This is a genomic window from Mycolicibacter arupensis (genome assembly GCF_002086515.1).
Lineage (GTDB): Bacteria > Actinomycetota > Actinomycetes > Mycobacteriales > Mycobacteriaceae > Mycobacterium > Mycobacterium arupense.
The window spans coordinates 22,442-40,752 of sequence record NZ_MVHH01000035.1 but is presented as its reverse complement, the minus strand read 5'-3'; the positions used below and the strand labels follow the sequence as shown (position 1 = coordinate 40,752).

Annotated in this window: 13 protein-coding genes; 9 read left to right on the top strand and 4 right to left on the bottom strand. The window is 67.6% G+C overall.

Features of this window, described 5'->3' with window-relative positions; all coding sequences use genetic code 11:
- Positions 1-245 precede the first annotated feature (245 nt).
- The 6 genes from BST15_RS15260 (at position 246) to BST15_RS15235 (ending at position 5,736) form a co-directional block, all read left to right on the top strand.
- Positions 246-773 carry a YflT domain-containing protein gene (locus tag BST15_RS15260; RefSeq protein WP_046189242.1) on the top strand — a complete coding sequence of 176 codons (528 nt, stop codon included), beginning with the start codon at positions 246-248 and terminating at the stop codon, positions 771-773.
- A gap of 73 nt (positions 774-846) precedes the next feature.
- Positions 847-2,268 carry an extracellular solute-binding protein gene (locus BST15_RS15255; protein WP_046189243.1) on the top strand — a complete coding sequence of 474 codons (1,422 nt, stop codon included), beginning with the start codon at positions 847-849 and terminating at the stop codon, positions 2,266-2,268.
- Complete coding sequence (locus BST15_RS15250) at positions 2,265-3,146, top strand: carbohydrate ABC transporter permease (RefSeq protein WP_046189244.1); 882 nt, start codon at positions 2,265-2,267, stop codon at positions 3,144-3,146. Before BST15_RS15255 ends, BST15_RS15250 begins: the two co-directional genes overlap by 4 nt.
- Complete coding sequence (locus tag BST15_RS15245) at positions 3,143-3,970, top strand: carbohydrate ABC transporter permease (protein WP_046189245.1); 828 nt, start codon at positions 3,143-3,145, stop codon at positions 3,968-3,970. The genes BST15_RS15250 and BST15_RS15245 overlap by 4 nt, the downstream gene beginning before the upstream one ends.
- Before the next feature lie 4 nt (positions 3,971-3,974).
- Positions 3,975-5,120 (top strand): ABC transporter ATP-binding protein, encoded by a 1,146-nt coding sequence (locus BST15_RS15240; RefSeq protein ID WP_046189246.1) that lies wholly within the window; start codon positions 3,975-3,977, stop codon positions 5,118-5,120.
- Between the two features lie 7 nt (positions 5,121-5,127).
- Positions 5,128-5,736, top strand: coding sequence for a suppressor of fused domain protein (locus tag BST15_RS15235; protein ID WP_046189263.1), 609 nt, complete (start codon positions 5,128-5,130; stop codon positions 5,734-5,736).
- Positions 5,737-5,915: 179 nt separating this feature from the next.
- Here the strand turns inward: BST15_RS15235 and corA are convergent, their stop codons facing one another.
- Positions 5,916-6,950 carry a magnesium/cobalt transporter CorA gene (corA, locus tag BST15_RS15230; protein WP_046189247.1) on the bottom strand — a complete coding sequence of 345 codons (1,035 nt, stop codon included), beginning with the start codon at positions 6,948-6,950 and terminating at the stop codon, positions 5,916-5,918.
- Positions 6,951-7,122: 172 nt separating this feature from the next.
- Here corA and BST15_RS15225 point away from each other — a divergent pair, with 172 nt between their 5' ends.
- Positions 7,123-8,112 (top strand): malate dehydrogenase, encoded by a 990-nt coding sequence (locus BST15_RS15225; protein ID WP_046189248.1) that lies wholly within the window; start codon positions 7,123-7,125, stop codon positions 8,110-8,112.
- 4 nt (positions 8,113-8,116) lie between these two features.
- Here BST15_RS15225 and BST15_RS15220 read toward each other — a convergent pair whose 3' ends face one another.
- Positions 8,117-11,368: a helix-turn-helix transcriptional regulator gene (locus BST15_RS15220; protein ID WP_046189249.1), complete on the bottom strand. Its 3,252-nt coding sequence runs from the start codon at positions 11,366-11,368 to the stop codon at positions 8,117-8,119.
- A 176-nt stretch (positions 11,369-11,544) separates the two neighbouring features.
- Between BST15_RS15220 and BST15_RS15215 the strand changes: the two genes are divergently transcribed.
- Positions 11,545-12,732 (top strand): NAD(P)-dependent malic enzyme, encoded by a 1,188-nt coding sequence (locus tag BST15_RS15215; protein WP_046189250.1) that lies wholly within the window; start codon positions 11,545-11,547, stop codon positions 12,730-12,732.
- 17 nt (positions 12,733-12,749) lie between these two features.
- Complete coding sequence (locus BST15_RS15210) at positions 12,750-13,598, top strand: glycine betaine ABC transporter substrate-binding protein (RefSeq protein ID WP_046189264.1); 849 nt, start codon at positions 12,750-12,752, stop codon at positions 13,596-13,598.
- Positions 13,599-13,627: 29 nt separating this feature from the next.
- Here the strand turns inward: BST15_RS15210 and BST15_RS15205 are convergent, their stop codons facing one another.
- Positions 13,628-14,452 (bottom strand): SDR family NAD(P)-dependent oxidoreductase, encoded by an 825-nt coding sequence (locus tag BST15_RS15205; RefSeq protein WP_046189251.1) that lies wholly within the window; start codon positions 14,450-14,452, stop codon positions 13,628-13,630.
- A 142-nt stretch (positions 14,453-14,594) separates the two neighbouring features.
- The gene (locus tag BST15_RS15200) at positions 14,595-18,311 is read right to left on the bottom strand and encodes a multifunctional oxoglutarate decarboxylase/oxoglutarate dehydrogenase thiamine pyrophosphate-binding subunit/dihydrolipoyllysine-residue succinyltransferase subunit (protein WP_083071041.1); all 3,717 of its coding nucleotides are present in this window, start codon (positions 18,309-18,311) and stop codon (positions 14,595-14,597) included.

The window sequence follows — 18,311 nt, the reverse complement described above, 5'->3', positions numbered from 1 at the left end:
GCGGCGGGAAGCCGGGTGGCGGGTAACCAGGCCCGGGAGGGTAGCCCTCGAAACCCGATGGGTACGGCCATCCGCCCTGGTCAGGCGCGGGCGCTCCCGGGTCGGCCCAGGGCTGGTTGGGGTTGCCTCGTGGATTCTCGCCAGAATCCCCGCCGGGAGCTGTCATGCTGTTCAACCTAGCCGATGCGCCGGGTGCGGCCTGTCGTCCGACAGCCCGCCTCTCGGAGCGAGGAGAGAGAAATGCCATGACCAGCCCCTTCCAGCCCGGACAAGGCCCCGGTCCGATCGGTGCGGCGGGCACGCCGGGACGTCGTGACCCGGCCCGACTGCCGACCCCGCCGCAAGGCTGGCCGATCGGGTCATACCCCACCTACGCCGAGGCGCAGCGCGCGGTGGACTATCTGTCCGACCAGCAGTTCCCGGTTCAGCAGGTGACGATCGTCGGCGTTGACCTGATGCAGGTCGAGCGGGTCACCGGCCGGCTCACCTGGCCCAAGGTGCTCGGCGGCGGAGTGCTGACCGGAGCCTGGCTGGGCCTGTTCATCGGACTGGTGCTGGGCATATTCAGCGACAATCCCACCCAGGCTTTGGTGACCGGCCTGATCGCCGGCGTGTTCTTCGGATTGATCACCTCGTCGGTTCCCTACGCGATGGCTCGCGGGACAAGGGATTTCAGCTCGACCATGCAATTGGTCGCCGGCCGCTACGACGTGCTGTGCGACCCGCAGAGCGCCGAGCAGGGCCGGGACCTGTTGGCCAAGCTCACCCTCTGACTCTGCGTTGTTGCATAGCGTGGCCGGGCGGCCTTACCGTCGTGGCACGAAACGGCAACGGGAGGCAAGTGGCGTGGCGAGTCGGCGCGGTCGCGTACGGCGGCTGGGCGCGGCTGCGCTGACCGCACTCACCGTTGCGTCGGCGGGATCGGCGTGCGGCGCCGCCGGTAGCGGCGGCGATGTGCCGGTGATCAGCGTCTATACCCCGGCCAATGACACGGCGACGTTTCGTGTTCTGGCTCAGCGTTGCACCGAAGCGGCCGGGGGACGCTACCGCGTGCAGCAGTTCAGCCTCCCGCGCGCCGCCGACGACCAGCGGCTGCAATTGGCCCGTCGGCTCACCGGCAATGACCGCTCCCTGGACGTGATGGGGCTGGACGTGGTCTGGACCGCTGAATTCGCCGAGGCCGGCTGGGCGCTGCCGCTCTCGGCGGACCCGGCGGGCAAGGCCGAGGCCGACGCGGTCGACGACACGTTGCCGGGTCCGCTGGCCACCGCCCGCTGGCGGGATCGGCTCTACGCGGCGCCGGCAGTTACCAACACCCAATTACTGTGGTACCGGCCGGATCTCATGACGGCCGCACCGGCCACCTGGGAGGCCATGGTGGCCGAGGCCGCGCGTCTGCACGCGGCCGGTGAACCCAGCTGGATCGCGGTGCAGGCCAAGCAGTACGAAGGTCTGGTGGTGTGGTTCAACACGCTGCTGCACAGCGCCGGCGGCCAGGTCCTTTCCGCCGACGGCAAGACCGTCACCCTCACCGACACCGCAGCGCACCGGGCCGCCACCGTCGCAGCGTTGCGGGTGATGAAAGCCGTCGCGACGGCTCCGGGCGCCGACCCGTCGATCACTCAGAGTGATGAGGGCACCTCCCGTCTGGCGTTCGAGCAGGGCAAGGCGGCGCTGGAGGTCAACTGGCCCTTCGTGCTGCCGTCCATGCTGGAAAACGCGGTCAAGGGCGGAGTGGGATTCCTTCCGCTGCAAGGACGGCCGGATCTGTCCGGCAGCATCGACGGCGTCGGCTCCTTTGCGCCCAGCGACGAGCAGTACCGCATCGCCTACGACGCCAGTCGCGGTGTGCTCGGGTTCGCCCCGTACCCGGAGGTGGTGCCAGGTCATCCGGCCAAGGTGACTCTCGGTGGGCTGAACCTGGCAGTGGCCAAGACCTCTCGGCACCGCGGCGAAGCCTTCGAGGTGGTGCGCTGCCTGCGCGACGTGGCAAACCAGAAATATGTGGCCATCGAGGGCGGGCTGCCGGCGGTGCGTGCCTCGGTCTACGCCGACCCGCAGTTCCAGGCGAAGTATCCGCAGCACAAGCTGATCCGTGCTCAACTCACCGATGCCGCGCTGCGCCCGGCGACTCCGGTGTATCAGGCGGTCTCGACGCGGATATCGGCGACCTTGGCGCCCATCACCGCGATCGACCCCGAACGCACCGCTGACGAGCTCGCCGTCCAGGTACGCAAGGCCATCGACGGCAAGGGACTGATCCCGTGACCCGCGCTGATGACGTCCGCTCACAGCGGCGCCTGGCGCTGCTGCTGGTCGGCCCCGCGGTGATCCTCATGCTGGCCGTGACCGCCTATCCGATCGGTTACGCGATCTGGCTCAGCATGCTGCGCTACAACCTGGCCACCCCCGACGACACCGCATTCGTCGGCCTGTCCAACTATCAGACCACCCTGACCGACTCCTATTGGTGGACCGCATTCGCGGTGACCTTGGGGATCACCGTGGTGTCGGTGGCCATCGAATTCGTCCTCGGCCTGGCCCTGGCATTGGTCATGCACCGCAGCCTGTTCGCCAAGTCGATGGTGCGCACGGCGGTGCTGGTGCCCTACGGAATCGTCACGGTCGCGGCTGCCTACAGCTGGTATTACGCCTGGACGCCCGGTACCGGCTACCTGGCGGATCTGCTGCCTTCCGGCAGTGCGCCGCTGACGCACCAGCTGCCGTCGCTGGCAATAGTGGTGCTGGCCGAGGTCTGGAAGACGACACCGTTCATGGCGCTGTTGCTGTTGGCCGGGCTGGCTCTGGTGCCCGAGGAACTGCTCAAGGCGGCGCAGATGGACGGCGCCGGCCCCTGGCGGCGGCTGGTGACCATCATCCTGCCGATGATGAAACCGGCGATTCTGGTGGCTCTGCTGTTCCGCACCCTCGACGCCTTTCGGATCTTCGACAACATCTATGTGCTCACCGCAGGCTCCAACAGCACGGGGTCGGTCTCGATCCTGGGCTACGACAACCTCTTCAAGGGGTTCAACGTGGGCCTGGGCTCGGCGATATCGGTGCTGATCTTCGTCTGCGTGGCGTTGATCGCGTGGCTGTTCGTCAAGGTGTTCGGCGCTGCCGCACCGGGATCGAGCCCGCAGTGACCGAGCTGCGCCGCCGCACCGCGTGGCTGATCATCGACCTGGCCGTGGTGGTCTACGCACTGGTCCCGGTGCTGTGGATCCTCTCTTTGTCACTCAAGCCCACATCGACGGTCAAGGACGGCAAGCTGATTCCGTCGTCGATCACGCTGGACAACTATCGCGGAATCTTCGCCGGCGACGTCTTCGGTTCGGCCCTGATCAACTCGGTGGGAATCGGCCTGATCACCACGGTGATCGCGGTGGTCATCGGAGCGATGGCCGCCTATGCGGTGGCTCGCCTGGATTTCCCCGGCAAGAAGCTGTTGGTCGGAGCCGCCCTGCTCATCGCCATGTTTCCCCAGATCTCTTTGGTGACACCAATTTTCAACATCGAACGGGCTACCGGGCTGTTCGACACCTGGCTGGGCCTGATCATCCCGTACATCACCTTCGCGCTGCCGCTGGCCATCTACACCCTCTCGGCGTTCTTCGCCGAGATCCCCTGGGACCTGGAGAAGGCCGCCAAGATGGACGGTGCCACCCCCGGTCAGGCATTCCGCAAGGTGATCGCTCCACTTGCGGCGCCGGGGATCGTCACCGCGGCGATCCTGGTGTTCATCTTCGCGTGGAACGACCTGCTGTTGGCGCTGTCGCTGACGGCCACCAAGTCCTCGGTCACCGCGCCGGTGGCGATCGCCAATTTCACCGGCAGTTCGCAGTTCGAGGAGCCGACCGGTTCGATCGCGGCCGGCGCCATGGTGATCACCGTGCCGATCATCGTCTTTGTTCTAATCTTCCAACGACGGATCGTGGCGGGATTGACCTCCGGCGCGGTGAAGGGATAAGCCGATGGCAGAGATCGAACTCCTCCACATCACCAAGAGCTACCCCGACGGCGCGGTGGCGGTGAAAGATCTGTCGCTGACGATCGCCGACGGCGAGTTCATCATCTTGGTGGGGCCCTCGGGCTGCGGAAAATCCACCACCCTCAACATGATCGCGGGGCTGGAGGAGATCACGTCGGGGGAGCTGCGGATCGGCGGCGAGCGGGTCAACGAGCGTGCGCCCAAGGACCGTGACATCGCGATGGTGTTCCAGTCCTACGCCTTGTATCCGCACATGACGGTGCGGCAGAACATCGCGTTTCCCTTGACGCTGGCCAAGATGAAGAAGCCGCAGATCGCCGAAAAGGTGGACGAGGTGGCCAAGATCCTCGACCTTTCCGCGCTGCTGGATCGCAAGCCGTCGCAACTGTCGGGAGGACAGCGTCAGCGCGTCGCGATGGGCCGGGCGATCGTGCGGCAGCCCAAGGCATTTCTGATGGACGAGCCGCTGTCGAATCTGGACGCCAAGCTGCGGGTGCAGATGCGCACCGAGATCGCCCGGCTGCAGCGCAGGCTGGACACCACCACCGTCTACGTCACGCACGACCAGACCGAGGCCATGACGTTGGGGGATCGGGTGGTGGTGATGCACGGCGGCATCGCCCAGCAGATCGGCACACCGGCTGAGCTCTACGAGCGGCCCGCCAATCTGTTCGTCGCCGGGTTCGTCGGCTCGCCGGCCATGAACTTCTTCCCGGGAACATTGACAGCTGCTGGCGTACGCCTGGCCTTCGGTGAGGTCCCGCTCAGCGCCGAGGTTCGCGACGCGGTCGGCAGGCATCCGGCCCCGGCCGGCGGCGAGGTGGTGGTCGGGGTGCGGCCGGAGCATCTCGGCGATGCCGCGCTGCTCGACGAGGCCGGGCGGGCGGATGCGGTGACATTGGGGGCGCGGGTGGATCTCGTCGAATCGCTGGGTGCCGACAAATACCTGTACTTCACGCCCGCCGCCGCGGGAGATGCGCCGGCCGACAACGAGCTGGTGGCAAGGGTGCCGGCTGCCTCGAAGGCGGTGGCCGGGCAGCCGATCGAGCTGGCATTGCGCCCCGAGACGGTGGTGGTGTTCGACGCCACGACCGGAGCGAACCTCAGTGTCGCCCCGGCCGGGCGGTGAGCTGGCGGTGAGTGCCGATCTTGGCCGCGTGCGCGAGCATGTCAGTGAGCACTTCGCCGCGGCGGGACTGACCGCCGGGCCTGACACCGCACGCGTGACGTTCCTGGGAGTCGAGCCCATCGACGTACTGCGATTCGGGCCCGGACCTGACCGGATGGTGCACTACGTCTCGGCGGGTTGTTCGCGCCACCCGATGGGCGACCCCGGCCAGCTGGTTGCGGACCCGGTCCTGGGTCCGCGGGCCGAAATCGTTGTGCGCCTGCGCTCTTCGGGTTCTGATACCGGGCTGGCCCGCAGTCTCGCCGCGGTTGCGGCGGCCCCCGTCGTTGAGGGAGTGGTGCTGGCGCCTGACGCGCTGATCGACCTCGGCGGGCCGCTGTGGACGGGACCTTCTGGTCCGGTTCCTTTCACCGCGGTATTGCTGGGTGAGAGCGATATCGCCGAGCTGGCGCTGGCGCCGCCACGCGAGCCCGTGCGGTTTCTGGCCGCCGTCCCGATCACCGCGACCGAGGCCGCATGGGTTCGACTCAAGGGCGCCGAGGCCCTGCGTGAGGCCTGGCGCTCCGACGGTGTGGACGTGCACGACCCGCAGCGCCGCGCCTCCGCGCCGCACTAGCGGCGTTGTTTCGGCGAGGGGGCGTGTTTGTACGCCGACACGCCGAGAAATCCGTGCAACTGCGCACGCTCGCACCGGGGGTGAGCGTGCAGAGTTGCACAGCCGCAGCGGCGTGTCGGCGTACAAACACGCCCCCTCACGGGGATGGGGCCTCACGGGGATGGGGCCTCGCGGGATGGTCAGAGCCAACCGTTGCGGCGGAACGCGCGGTAGAGCACCGCGGAGATCACGCCCATGCCCGTCACCACCAGCGGATAGCTGAACACCCAGTGCAGCGCGGGCATGTAGTCGAAGTTCATGCCGTAGATCCCGGCGATCATGGTCGGGACGGCGATGATGCCCGCCCACGCCGACATCTTGCGCATGTCGGTGTTCTGCTGCATGCCCACCCGCGCGAGCGCGGCCTGCACCAGCGAGCTGAGCAACTCGTCATACCCGGCGATCTGCTCGGCGGCGCGGGTCTGGTGGTCGGCGACGTCGCGCAGATACCGCCGCACCTCCTTGGAGATCAGATCCCGGTAGTCGTTCTGCATCCGCTCAAACGGGGTGGACAGCGGGGCAACCGCGCGCCGCAGTTCCACCACTTCTCGTTTGATCTGATAGATGGGTTCGACGTCGGTGCGGGTTCCCGGCGCGAACGCCGCCTCCTCGATGACGTCGATGTCGCTTTCCATGAGGTTGGTCACCTCCACGTAGCGGTCCACCACGTAGTCGGCGATGGCGTGCATCACGGCAAAGGGCCCCAACCGCATCTGCTCGGGATCGGAGTCCATGCGTCTGCGCACATCGGCGAGGCCACTGTGGTCGCCGTGGCGGACGGTGACCACGAAGTTCTTGCCGACGAAGATCATGATCTCGCCGGTCTCGACGATCTCGCGCGGCAGTACGGCCGACTCGTGCGGGACGTAGTTGACGGTCTTGAGCGCCAAGAACAGGGTGTCGTCGTAACGCTCCAGCTTGGGCCGCTGGTGTGCCTGAACGGCGTCTTCGACCGAGAGCGGGTGCAGCTGGAATGTTGCCGCCACACCCTGCATCTGGGCTTCGCCCGGCTCATGCAGGCCGACCCAGACGAATGCTGAGCGGCCCTCCGCCTCGATCTCACGCACTTTGGCGCGGGCGCCGGCGGGGGTGAACGTGCCGGGAACTCGCTCGCCGTCCACGTAGACACCGCAGTCCACCAGTACGCGGGGTGCCGGGTCGTGCAATGCGGTCATCACGGCTCTCCCTCCGGCGCAGGTGCCGGTGAAATGCTACGCGCCTGTCGCCGACCTGCACGCTGAGCGCGTTTCTCCGGCGGGGTCCCCGAGTTTCGGGCAGGACGCCGGTGCGCTAGTTTCGACCCGGACCAAAGCCAGACCAGCCGAACCCGTTCGAGGAGCACTTGACGTGAGCACAACCCCACTCAAGGTGGCCGTCACCGGCGCCGCCGGCCAGATCGGCTACAGCCTGCTGTTCCGCCTTGCCAGCGGCTCACTGCTGGGCCCCGACCGGCCGATCGAACTGCGCCTGCTGGAGATCGAGCCCGCGCTCAAGGCGCTTGAGGGCGTGGTCATGGAGCTCGACGACTGTGCCTTCCCGCTGCTGTCGGGCGTGCAGATCGGCTCGGACGCGAACACGATCTTCGACGGCGTCAACCTGGCGCTGCTGGTCGGCGCCCGCCCCCGCGGACCGGGCATGGAGCGCAGCGACCTGCTCGAGGCCAACGGCGCGATCTTCACCGCGCAGGGCAAGGCCCTCAACGCCGTCGCCGCCTCCGACATCCGCGTGGGCGTGACCGGCAACCCGGCCAACACCAACGCGCTGATCGCGATGACGAACGCCCCCGACATCCCCAACGAGCGCTTCTCCGCGCTGACTCGCCTGGACCACAACCGGGCCATCTCGCAGCTGGCCGCCAAGACCGGCGCCAAGGTCACCGACATCAAGAAGATGACCATCTGGGGCAACCACTCCGCGAGCCAGTACCCGGACCTGTTCCACGCCGAGGTCGGTGGGCGTAACGCCGCCGAGGTGGTCAATGACCAGGCCTGGATCGAGAACGACTTCATCCCCACCGTCGCCAAGCGGGGCGCGGCGATCATCGACGCCCGTGGGGCTTCGTCGGCGGCCTCTGCCGCGTCGGCCACCGTCGACGCCGCGCGCAGCTGGCTGCTCGGCACTCCGGACAACGACTGGGTGTCGATGGCCGTGGTCTCCGATGGCTCCTACGGGGTGCCGGAGGGCCTGATCTCGTCGTTCCCCGTTACCACCTCCGGTGGCGACTGGAGCATCGTGCAGGGCCTGGAGATCGACGACTTCTCCCGCAGCCGGATCGATGCGTCGACCGCTGAGCTGGCCGAGGAGCGCGAAGCCGTCACCGGCCTGGGCCTGATCTGAGGCACTAAGCCCGACGGGTGACTTCCTGTGCCAGTTGCACGCGGGAAGTGATCCCGAGCTTGGCGTAGGCGTGGGTCAGATGCGTCTGCACGGTTCGCGACGAGACGAAGAGCCGAGCGGCAATGTCCTTGTTGGACAGGCCTTCGCTGACGAGCCTGGCGACATCGAGTTCGGTCGGGGTGAGCGACCCCCAGCCCAGCGGTGGCCGCTTGCGTTGCCCGCGTCCGCGCAGCGCGTAGCCGATGGCCGCTGGAGTGGACAGCGCGGCCCCGTCGGCCCATGCGGAGTCGAGTTCCTTGGCGTCCATCGCAGCCCGCAGGGTGGCCAACCAGGTCTCCCAGTCGGCGTCGTGGACTCGTAGCCGGACGGCCCCTGTGCGTCGCCGGATGCCGTCGGCGGCGCCGAACAGGCGGGCTGCTTCGTGGGTGCGGTCGGCTTGAGAGGCAGTGGCACCCAGACACTCGAAGACCTCGGGAACTCCGGTTTGCGCCCCGGTCTCGTCGGCGATCGCGAGGGCCGCGTAGAGATCGCCTTCGGCCCGTTCGGGTGCGCCGTGGCCCAGAGCTACCCGTGCACGCGGGACCAGGCTCATCATCTGGTACCACCCCGTCGTTGCGGCGACACCGTCGTCGGCCCACTGCTGTGCTGCGGTGAGATCGCCCAACGCCAACGCCGTCTCGGCCCGACTCCAGCGGAATATGGCGGCAATCTGGTCGTAGATACCGACGTGGTGCCACATCCGCTCCTGTGCGGCTGCAGCTGCCGTCGCGTCGCCGGTGGCCAACGCCGCCAGCCCCAGTGCCATATAGGCCACGCCCTCGTGGACACCACTGAGTTCCGAGCCGGTTTCGATCAACTCCTTCAGTACCTCGTCGGCTTCGCCGATCTGGCCGCTGAAGGCCGACGCCAACGCCAGGTTCTGCAGGCCGAGGAACCGATTGAGCAGGTCTCCCGCATCGGTGGCCTCGGTGACCATCGCATGGCAGCGTGTGATCTCCCCAGCCAGGCCGCCCTGCAGGTACTGGGCCATCCCCTGCCAGTTGCGGCAATAGCGTGAGTTGAACTGATCGCCCAGGGAATCGGCCAGGTCTCGGCCTTGCCAGCCGATGGCGAGAGCGGCGGTGAGGTCGCCGGTCACGGCTGCTGCGTAGGTCTGCCAACCCAGAATCTGGCTCAGCCGCCAGCGGTCATCCAGGGCGCTGGCCAGCTCGATCGCCTCGGCGAAGTATGGCGCCGCCACCTCCGCCTGGTAGGCCGCGATGCTGACACACGCCGTGAGTGCTCTGACCAGCAGCACCTTGTCGTCGAGGTCGCGGGCGATCGCGACGGCCTCCTGCGCTTGGTCAATGCTGTTCAAGGACAGGCCCCAGGCGTTGAGCAGCGCGTGGTCGGCCAATGCCCGCGCCTGGGTGGGGCGGGTAACCGGGGCGGTACCTGTGGTGTTGCCGCGACGCGCAGCATCGAACCAGGCCACGCCTTCGGCGATACGGCCGCGTCCCAGCCAGAGCGGAAGCAGGGACGAGGCCAACGTCAGGGCCTGCTCTGCCTCCCCGTTCTCCTGGCTCCACGCGAAAGCGGCACGGAGATTGTCGATCTCACTATCTGCTTTTGCCAGCAGCACGTCGTGTTCTTCGTGGGGCGGTGTGTCGAGCGCGGTCGCCATCAGCGTGTAGTGGTCACGGTGACGAGCGCGGATGGTGTCGGCTTCGCCGGATTCTCCCAGTTTCTCGAGTGCGTACTGCCGCACCATTTCCAGCATCCGGTACCGCGTTCGCCCGGTGGTGTTCTCGGCGATCACCAGAGATTTGTCCACCAACAAGGTGAGTTGATCGAGCACCTGATGGCTCGCGATGGCTCCGCATCCGGCCACCGTCTGTGCCGCGTGGAGATCGAATCCGTCCATGAAGGCGGCCAACCGACGGAACAGCACCCGCTCGGGATCGGTCAGCAGGGCGTGCGACCAGTCGACGGAGGCGTGCAGCGTCTGTTGGCGACGCACGGCGCGCCGCGAACCGCCGGTCAGTAGGCGGAACCGGTCGTGCAGCCCCTCCAGGATCTCGTTGAGGGACAACGACCGAACACGTGCCGCGGCCAGCTCGATGGCCAACGGCATGCCGTCAAGCCGCCGGCAGATCTCCGCCACGGTGGCGGCCTGGTCGTCGGTCACGGCGAAGTTGGGACGGGCGTGGTGAGCGCGGTCGATGAACAGCGTGACCGATTCGTCTGCCAGCGACAGCGAGGGCACCCGCCAGACGACCTCGCCGTCTACCGCGATCGGCTCCCGGCTGGTCGTCAGGATCGTCAGATGCGGGCAGGCGCCCAGCAGGCTCAGTAACAGCGCGGCGGACGCATCCAGCAGGTGCTCGCAATTGTCGAGCACCAGCAGTAGGTGCCGCTCGGCGAGCCAGCGGATGAGGGTGTCGGTCGCGGAGCGATCCGGCTGATCGGGCAGGCCCAAGGCCCGAGCGGCAATCATCGGCACCAGCTCGGGGTCGGTGATCGGCGCCAGGTCGACGTAACACACACCGTCGGCGAAGCGGTCGGCCAGCTGGTCGGCGATCCGCACCGCCAGCCGCGTCTTGCCGGCTCCTCCTGAACCGGTCAACGTGACCAGCCGGTTGTCTTCCAGCAGCGCCCGAACGTCGTGGATCTGCGCGGTGCGTCCGACGAAGCTGGTCAGTTGCGGTGGCAGACGAGTGCACGTGACGCCCCCGGAGGCCCGCAGTGGCGGGAACTCGTTGTGCAGCTCGGGGTGACACAACTGCAGCACCTTCTCGGGGCGAGGCAGCCCACGCAAGGGATAGCTGCCCAGCTCGATGAGCCAGGTGCCCGCAGGCATCCGGTCGATCACCAAGGCTTCGGTGATCGCCGAGAGGACGGTCTGGCCGCCATGGGCCAGGTCGCGGATGCGTGCGGTGCGGTTGATGGTCGGTCCGATGTAGTTGCCTTCATCGCGCAGCTGCACCTCGCCGCTGTGCAGGCCGATGCGGAGCCGAATCGGTGCCAGCGGTGCGCGCTGCAGGGCCACCGCGCAGGCCACGGCGTCGCTGGCCCTCGCGAACGCCGCCACGAAGCTGTCGCCCTCACCCTGCTCGACCGGTCGTACCCCGCTGTGGGCGACTAGGACCTCGGCGAGGATGCGGTCCAATCGCTCGATCGCGGCCGTCATCTGGTCGGCCTGGGTCTCCCACAGACGCGTGGAGCCCTCGACGTCGGCCAGCAGCAACGTCACCGTTCCGGTCGGGAGTTCAGTCACGCCCAACTCATTTCAGTCCACCGCCCGCGTGTCCGTGGGTTTGCTCATGTTAGCCAGGATGCGGCCCGCCGGGCCCGCAAAACATCAGCGAAAGCGCGTATTTGTGCCCGGGGGACGCCGGTCCTGCCCCGGCCGATAGAGAGCGAGCACAGCCAGCGCAGTACCCTGGACTACCGATGCCAGAGAACCTTGCGAATATGGTGAACAGCACTCCGATCGTCATCGGAGATGAAGAGATCTTCGAAGCCCACGCGGGCGGAAAGATCTCTGTCGACCTGAAAACCCCGCTGGACAGCCAACGCGCGCTCTCGATCGCCTACACCCCGGGTGTTGCTCAGGTCAGTCGCGCCATCGCCGCCGACCACACGCTGGCGGCCCGCTACACGTGGGCGCACCGACTGGTGGCCGTGGTCAGCGACGGCACCGCGGTCCTCGGTCTGGGTGACCTCGGGCCGGCGGCGTCACTGCCGGTGATGGAGGGCAAGGCGGCGCTGTTCAAGACGTTTGCCGGCCTCGATTCCATTCCGATTGTGTTGGACACCAAGGACCCGGACGAGATCGTCGAGACGCTGGTGCGGCTGCGCCCCTCGTTCGGCGCCGTCAACCTGGAGGACATCTCGGCTCCACGCTGCTTTGAGATCGAGCGCCGCGTGATCGAGGCGCTGGACTGCCCGGTGATGCACGACGACCAGCACGGCACCGCGATCGTGGCACTGGCGGCCCTGCTGGGGGCGGCCAAGGTGATCGATCGCGAGATCGCGTCGCTGCGGGTGGTGGTTTCCGGCGCCGGTGCCGCGGGAGTGGCCTGTGCGAACATCCTGCTGTCCCGGGGCGTCACGGAGATGATCGTGCTGGACTCGCAGGGCGTGCTGCATCCGGAGCGCGCGGGCATGAACGAGGTCAAGCTCGAGCTGGCGCAGCGGACCAATCCGCGGGGTATCACCGGCGGCCTGGCCGAGGCGCTGGCCGGTGCCGATGTCTTCCTGGGTGCCTCCGGTGGTGTGGTGCCCGAGGAGTTGATCGCCTCGATGGCCCCGGGTGGGGTGGTGTTCGCGCTGTCCAACCCCGACCCCGAGATCCACCCCGACCTGGCGGCGAAGTACGCGGCGGTGGTGGCCACCGGGCGCAGCGACTTCCCCAACCAGATCAACAATGTGCTGGCCTTTCCCGGAGTGTTCCGCGGCGCGCTGGACGCCGGTGCGCACCGAATCACTGAGGCGATGAAATTGGCTGCCGCAGAGGCGATCTTCTCCGTGGTCGCCGACGATCTTGCGCCGGACCGTATCGTTCCGAGTCCGCTGGACCCGCGAGTCGAACCGGCGGTTGCCGCGGCCGTCGCGGCGGCGGCCGACACAGCGTCGTAGAGCTCACGGTGCCCAGGCTGCGAGGACATCGGCTGCGCTGCCTGGCGCTGGGATGGGCGGCGGTGCTGCTTGCCGGTTGTGGCGCGCATGCAGACCCGGCGCCGCTGACGGTCGGCATGTGGCCGGACCCGCAGTCGCAGGTGTTGGCTCACCTGTATGCCAGCGCCCTGCGCGGCGCGGGTGCCGCGGTGCGTGTGGAGTCGGTCGCCGACCCCGTCGCCGCCCTGGACGCGGGGGAGTTGACCGTCGTGCCGGGTTTCACCGGCCACTTTCTGGCGATGTTCGCCGATGAGTCCGCGGCGCGTTCCGACCGGGGCGTCTACTGGGCGCTGGCCGGCGCGCTGCCGGAGGGGCTTGCGGTCGGCGACTACGCGATGAGCGCCGAGGACAAGCCCACGCTGGCGGTGACGAAGGCGACCGCGGTGGCGTGGGACGGCACCGACCTGGCCACCCTCGTCCGGCACTGCACCGGATTGGCCGTCGGCGGCGTCCGTGGTGTCCCGGTGCCGACGGTGGTGGGCAGCTGCACATTGGCCAAACCACGCGAATTCTCTGACGATGCAGCGCTGTTCGCGGCATTGCAGGCCCGCCAGATCGGCGCGGCCTGGTCCAGCACGGCGTCCCCCGATGCGCCGGAGGATGCCGTGCTGCTCAGCGACGCCCACCCCGCGCTGGTGCGCGCCGAGAACGTGGTGCCGCTGTATCGGCGCAACGAGCTGACCGAAGCGCAGGTGCTGGCGGTCAACCAGGTGGCCGGCGTGCTGGACACCGAGGCGCTGATCGAGATGCGCCGGAAGGTGGCTGACGGGGCCGACCCACAAGCGGTGGTGGACGCGTTCCTCGATGAGCACCCGCTCGGGCGCTAGGAGCCACGGGGCTGCGTGGTGCGAGCCCCTTACCGGGGCCGGAGCTTGGGCAGGGCGAACGAGAACAGGCGCTGGTACCGCGAGCCCAGTACACGCACCAGTAGGTCAAGAACCCGTGCGTCGTTTCCGATCAGGACGCGGGCCCGGCCCTTGCTGACCCCTTCGAGGATCACTCGGGCGGCCTCTTCGGCGCTGGTGGAGGCCAGCTTCCGGTCGAAGAATTCGGCCATCGCCTTGGCGTCGAGCCCTTCGGCAACGGTCGCGTTGCGGGCGATCGCGGTCTGGATGCCACCCGGGTGCACCGTGGTGACCTTGACCGGGTGCTTGGCGATGGCCATTTCCTGGTTCAACGCCTCGGTGAAGCCACGGACGGCGAACTTGGCCGCGTTGTAGGCGGCCTGGCCGGGCATCGACAGCAGACCGAACAGGCTGGAGATGTTGATGACGTGCCCGTCGCCGGATTCGATCAGGTGCGGCAGGAAGGCCTTGGTGCCGTTGACCACGCCCCAGAAGTCGACGTCCATCACCCGTTCGATGTCCTTGAACGGGCTGATCTCGACGTCGCCGCTGAACGCGATGCCGGCGTTGTTGTAGATCTGGTTGACCTTGCCGAAATGCTCTTTGACCTCATCGGCGTAGGCCAGGACCGTCTCACGTTCGGTGACGTCGAGCCGGTCGGCCTTCACCCGTACGCCCAGTGCGGTCAATCGCCGCTCGGTCTGGGCCAGGCCCTCGGTGTCGACGTCGCTGATCGCCAGCTGTGCCCCCGCACGGGCCAACTCGATGGCCAGCGCCTGACCGATACCCGAACCGGCGCCGGTGACGACAGCGACTTTCCCGGCGAATCCCTGCATGTGCTCTCTCCAACGGTCGGTGGAACATCCGAGTTTATCCGGTACCGCTGGTACCGGATTGACTGCCCTCGGTGAGCGTGCGCGGTTGCCCAGCAAGACGCGGCGTGTTGCGCACAAACACGCACACTCGCCGGTGAAAGGCCTAGCCGAACGCCGAGTCGATGATCTCCTGCTGTTCGACGGCGTGCACCTTCGACGACCCGGACGACGGGGCCGACATCGCCCGCCGCGACACCCGCTTGATCCCGGTCAGCTTCTCCGGCAGCAGCTCCGGCAATTCCAGACCGAACCGCGGCCACGCCCCCTGGTTGGCCGGCTCCTCCTGGACCCAGAAGAACTCCCGGGCATTCGGGTAACGGTCCAGGGTCTCGGCGAGCCGACGCTTGGGCAGCGGAGCCAACTGCTCCACCCGCACGATCGCGATGTCGTCGCGGCCGTCCTTGGTCTTGCGGGCGGCCAGCTCGTAGTAGAGCTTGCCGCTGGTCAGCAGTACTCGGTTCACCTTGCTGCGGTCACCCACGCCATCCTCATAGGTGGGCTCCTCGAGCACCGAGCGGAACTTGACGTCGGTGAAGTCCTTGATATCGCTGATCGCCGCCTTGTTGCGCAGCATCGACTTCGGCGTGAACACGATCAGCGGCCGCTGGATCCCATCGAGTGCATGCCTGCGCAGCAGGTGGAAGTAGTTCGACGGCGTCGAGGGCACCGCAATGGTCATCGAGCCCTCGGCCCACAGCTGCAGGAATCGCTCGATGCGCCCGGAGGTGTGGTCGGGACCCTGCCCCTCGTGGCCGTGCGGCAGCAGCAGCACCACGTTGGACAGCTGACCCCACTTGGCCTCGCCCGAGCTGATGAACTCGTCGATGATCGACTGGGCACCGTTGACGAAGTCGCCGAACTGCGCCTCCCAGAGCACCAGGGCCTCCGGGTTGCCCACCGTGTAGCCGTATTCGAAGCCCACGGCCGCGAACTCCGACAGTGGGGAGTCGTAGACCAGGAACTTGCCCCCGGACGGGGTGCCGTCGGCGTTGGTGGCCAGCAGCTGCAGCGGGCTGAACTCCGCGCCGTTGGCCTGGTCGATGATCACCGAGTGCCGCTGCGAGAAGGTGCCGCGGCGGGTGTCCTGCCCGGAGAGCCGGATCAGTTTGCCCTCGGCCACCAGCGAGCCGAGCGCCAGCAGCTCACCGAAGGCCCAGTCCACCTTGCCCTCGTAGGCCATCTCGCGGCGTCGCTCCAAGACCGGCAGGACGCGCGGGTGCACAGTGAAGCCCTCGGGTATCGACATGAACGCATCGCCGATGCGCGACAGCATCGCCTTGTCGACGGCGGTGTTCAGGCCGCGCGGCATCACCTGCTCGGACTCGACCGACTCGCTGGGCAGCGCGGCATGCTTCTCCAGCTCACGGATCTCGTTGAACACCCGTTCCAGCTGACCGTGGTAGTCGCGCAACGCGTCCTCGGCCTCTTTGAGCGAGATGTCGCCGCGGCCGATCAGGTCTTCGGTGTAGCTCTTGCGGACACCGCTCTTGCCGCCGATCACGTCGTACATGTACGGGTTGGTCATCGAGGGGTCGTCGCCCTCGTTGTGCCCGCGGCGCCGGTAGCACAGCATGTCGATGATGACGTCCTTGTGGAACTTCTGCCGGAAGTCCACTGCCAGACGTGCCACCCAGTCGCAGGCCTCGGGATCGTCGCCGTTGACGTGGAAGATCGGCGCGCCGATCATCTTGGCCACGTCGGTGCAGTACTCGCTGGACCGGGAGTAGTCCGGTGCTGTGGTGAAACCGATCTGGTTGTTGACCACGATGTGGATGGTGCCGCCGGTCTGGTAGCCGGGCAGCAACGCCATGTTGAGAACCTCGGCGACCACGCCCTGGCCGGCGAACGCGGCGTCGCCGTGCAGCATCATCGGCACCACCGAGAAGGCCGGCTCGTCATCGGTGCCCAGGGTGCCTCGGTCCAGCAGGTCCTGACGGGCCCGGACCAGGCCCTCGAGCACCGGGTCCACCGCCTCCAGGTGCGACGGGTTGGCGGTCAGCGACACCTGAATGTCGTTGTCTCCGAACATCTGCAGGTAGACCCCGGTCGCGCCCAGGTGGTACTTGACGTCGCCGGATCCGTGCGCCTCGGCCGGATTCAGGTTGCCCTCGAACTCGGTGAAGATCTGCGAGTAGGGCTTGCCCACGATGTTGGCCAGCACGTTGAGCCGGCCGCGGTGCGGCATGCCGATGACGACCTCGTCCAGCCCGTGCTCGGCGCACTGATCGATGGCCGCGTCCATCATGGGGATCACGGTCTCGGCGCCCTCCAGCGAGAAGCGCTTCTGGCCGACGTACTTGGTCTGCAGGAAGCTTTCGAACGCCTCCGCGGCGTTGAGCTTGCTCAGAATGTATTTCTGCTGCGCCACAGTGGGTTTGACGTGCTTGACCTCGATGCGCTCTTGCAGCCACTGCTGCTGCTCGGGCTCGAGGATGTGGGTGTACTCCACGCCGACGTGGCGGCAGTAGGCGTCGCGCAGCACCGACAGGATCTCGCGAAGCTTGCGGATGTCGCTGCCGGGCAGGCCGTCGACCTTGAACTCCCGATCCAGGTCCCACAACGTCAGACCGTGGGTCAGCACGTCCAGGTCGGGGTGACTGCGGAATCGGGTGTTGTCCAGGCGCAACGGGTCGACGTCGGCCATCAGGTGGCCGCGGTTGCGGTAGGCGGCGATCAGCTCGACGACGCGGGCGTTCTTGTCGACGACCGAGTCCGGGTTGTCGGTGCGCCACCGCACCGGCTCGTAGGGGATGGACAGTTCGAAGAAGATCTCGTCCCAGAACGCGTCCGACAGCAGCATCTCGTGCACGGTGCGCAGGAAGTCGCCCGACTCCGCGCCCTGGATGATGCGGTGGTCATAGGTCGAGGTCAAGGTGATCACCTTGCCCACACCGAGCTCGGCGATGCGCTGCTCGCTGGCGCCCTGGAACTCGGCGGGGTACTCCATGGCCCCGACACCGATGATGGCGCCCTGGCCGGCCATCAGCCGGGGCACCGAGTGCACCGTGCCGATGGTGCCGGGGTTGGTCAGCGAGATCGTGACACCGGCGAAGTCTTCCGCGGTGAGCTTGCCGTCCCGGGCCCGGCGGACGATGTCTTCGTAGGCGTCGACGAACTGCGCGAAGCGCAGCGACTCCGAGCCCTTGATGGCGGCCACCACCAGGGACCGCTTGCCGCCGGCGCCGTGCAGGTCGATGGCCAGGCCCAGGTTGGTGTGGGCGGGTGTGACGGCGTTCGGCTTCCCGTCGATCTCGGCGAAGTGCCGGTTCATGTTGGGGAACTGTTTGACTGCCTGCACGATCGCGTAACCCAGCAGGTGGGTGAAGGAGATCTTGCCGCCGCGAGTCCGCTTGAGCTGGTTGTTGATGACGATGCGGTTGTCGATCATCAGCTTGGCCGGCACCGCGCGCACGCTGGTGGCCGTGGGCACCTCCAGGGAGGTGGACATGTTCTTCACCACCGCCGCCGCGGCGCCACGCAACACCTGCAGCTCGTCGTCACCGGACGGTGCGGGGGCGGTCGATGTCGCGGGCTTGGCTGCCGGCTTGGCGGCAGCCGGGGCGGGTGCGGCGGCCGGGGCGGCCTTGGCGGCAGGAGCAGGGACCGCTGCGGGAGCCGGAGCAGGTGCCGCTGCGGGTGCCGGGGGTGTCACGGTTCGGGCGGGCGCCGCAGCGCCGTCACCTTGTGGGGCGTCGGGTTTGTAGTCCGCCAGGAACTCATGCCAGCTCGGATCCACCGAGGAGGGATCCTCGCGGAATTTGCGGTACATCTCCTCGACTAGCCACTCGTTCTGACCGAAGGGTGAACTGATACCGCTCAC

What these genes read in the sequence shown, in the direction of transcription:
- corA (WP_046189247.1), bottom strand. Translation starts at nt 6,950, where the DNA reads ATGACCGCATTGCACGACCCGGCACCCCGCGTACTGGTGGACTGCGGT.
- BST15_RS15205 (WP_046189251.1), bottom strand. Translation starts at nt 14,452, where the DNA reads ATGCAGGGATTCGCCGGGAAAGTCGCTGTCGTCACCGGCGCCGGTTCG.
- BST15_RS15240 (WP_046189246.1), top strand. Translation starts at nt 3,975, where the DNA reads ATGGCAGAGATCGAACTCCTCCACATCACCAAGAGCTACCCCGACGGC.
- BST15_RS15215 (WP_046189250.1), top strand. Translation starts at nt 11,545, where the DNA reads ATGCCAGAGAACCTTGCGAATATGGTGAACAGCACTCCGATCGTCATC.
- BST15_RS15260 (WP_046189242.1), top strand. Translation starts at nt 246, where the DNA reads ATGACCAGCCCCTTCCAGCCCGGACAAGGCCCCGGTCCGATCGGTGCG.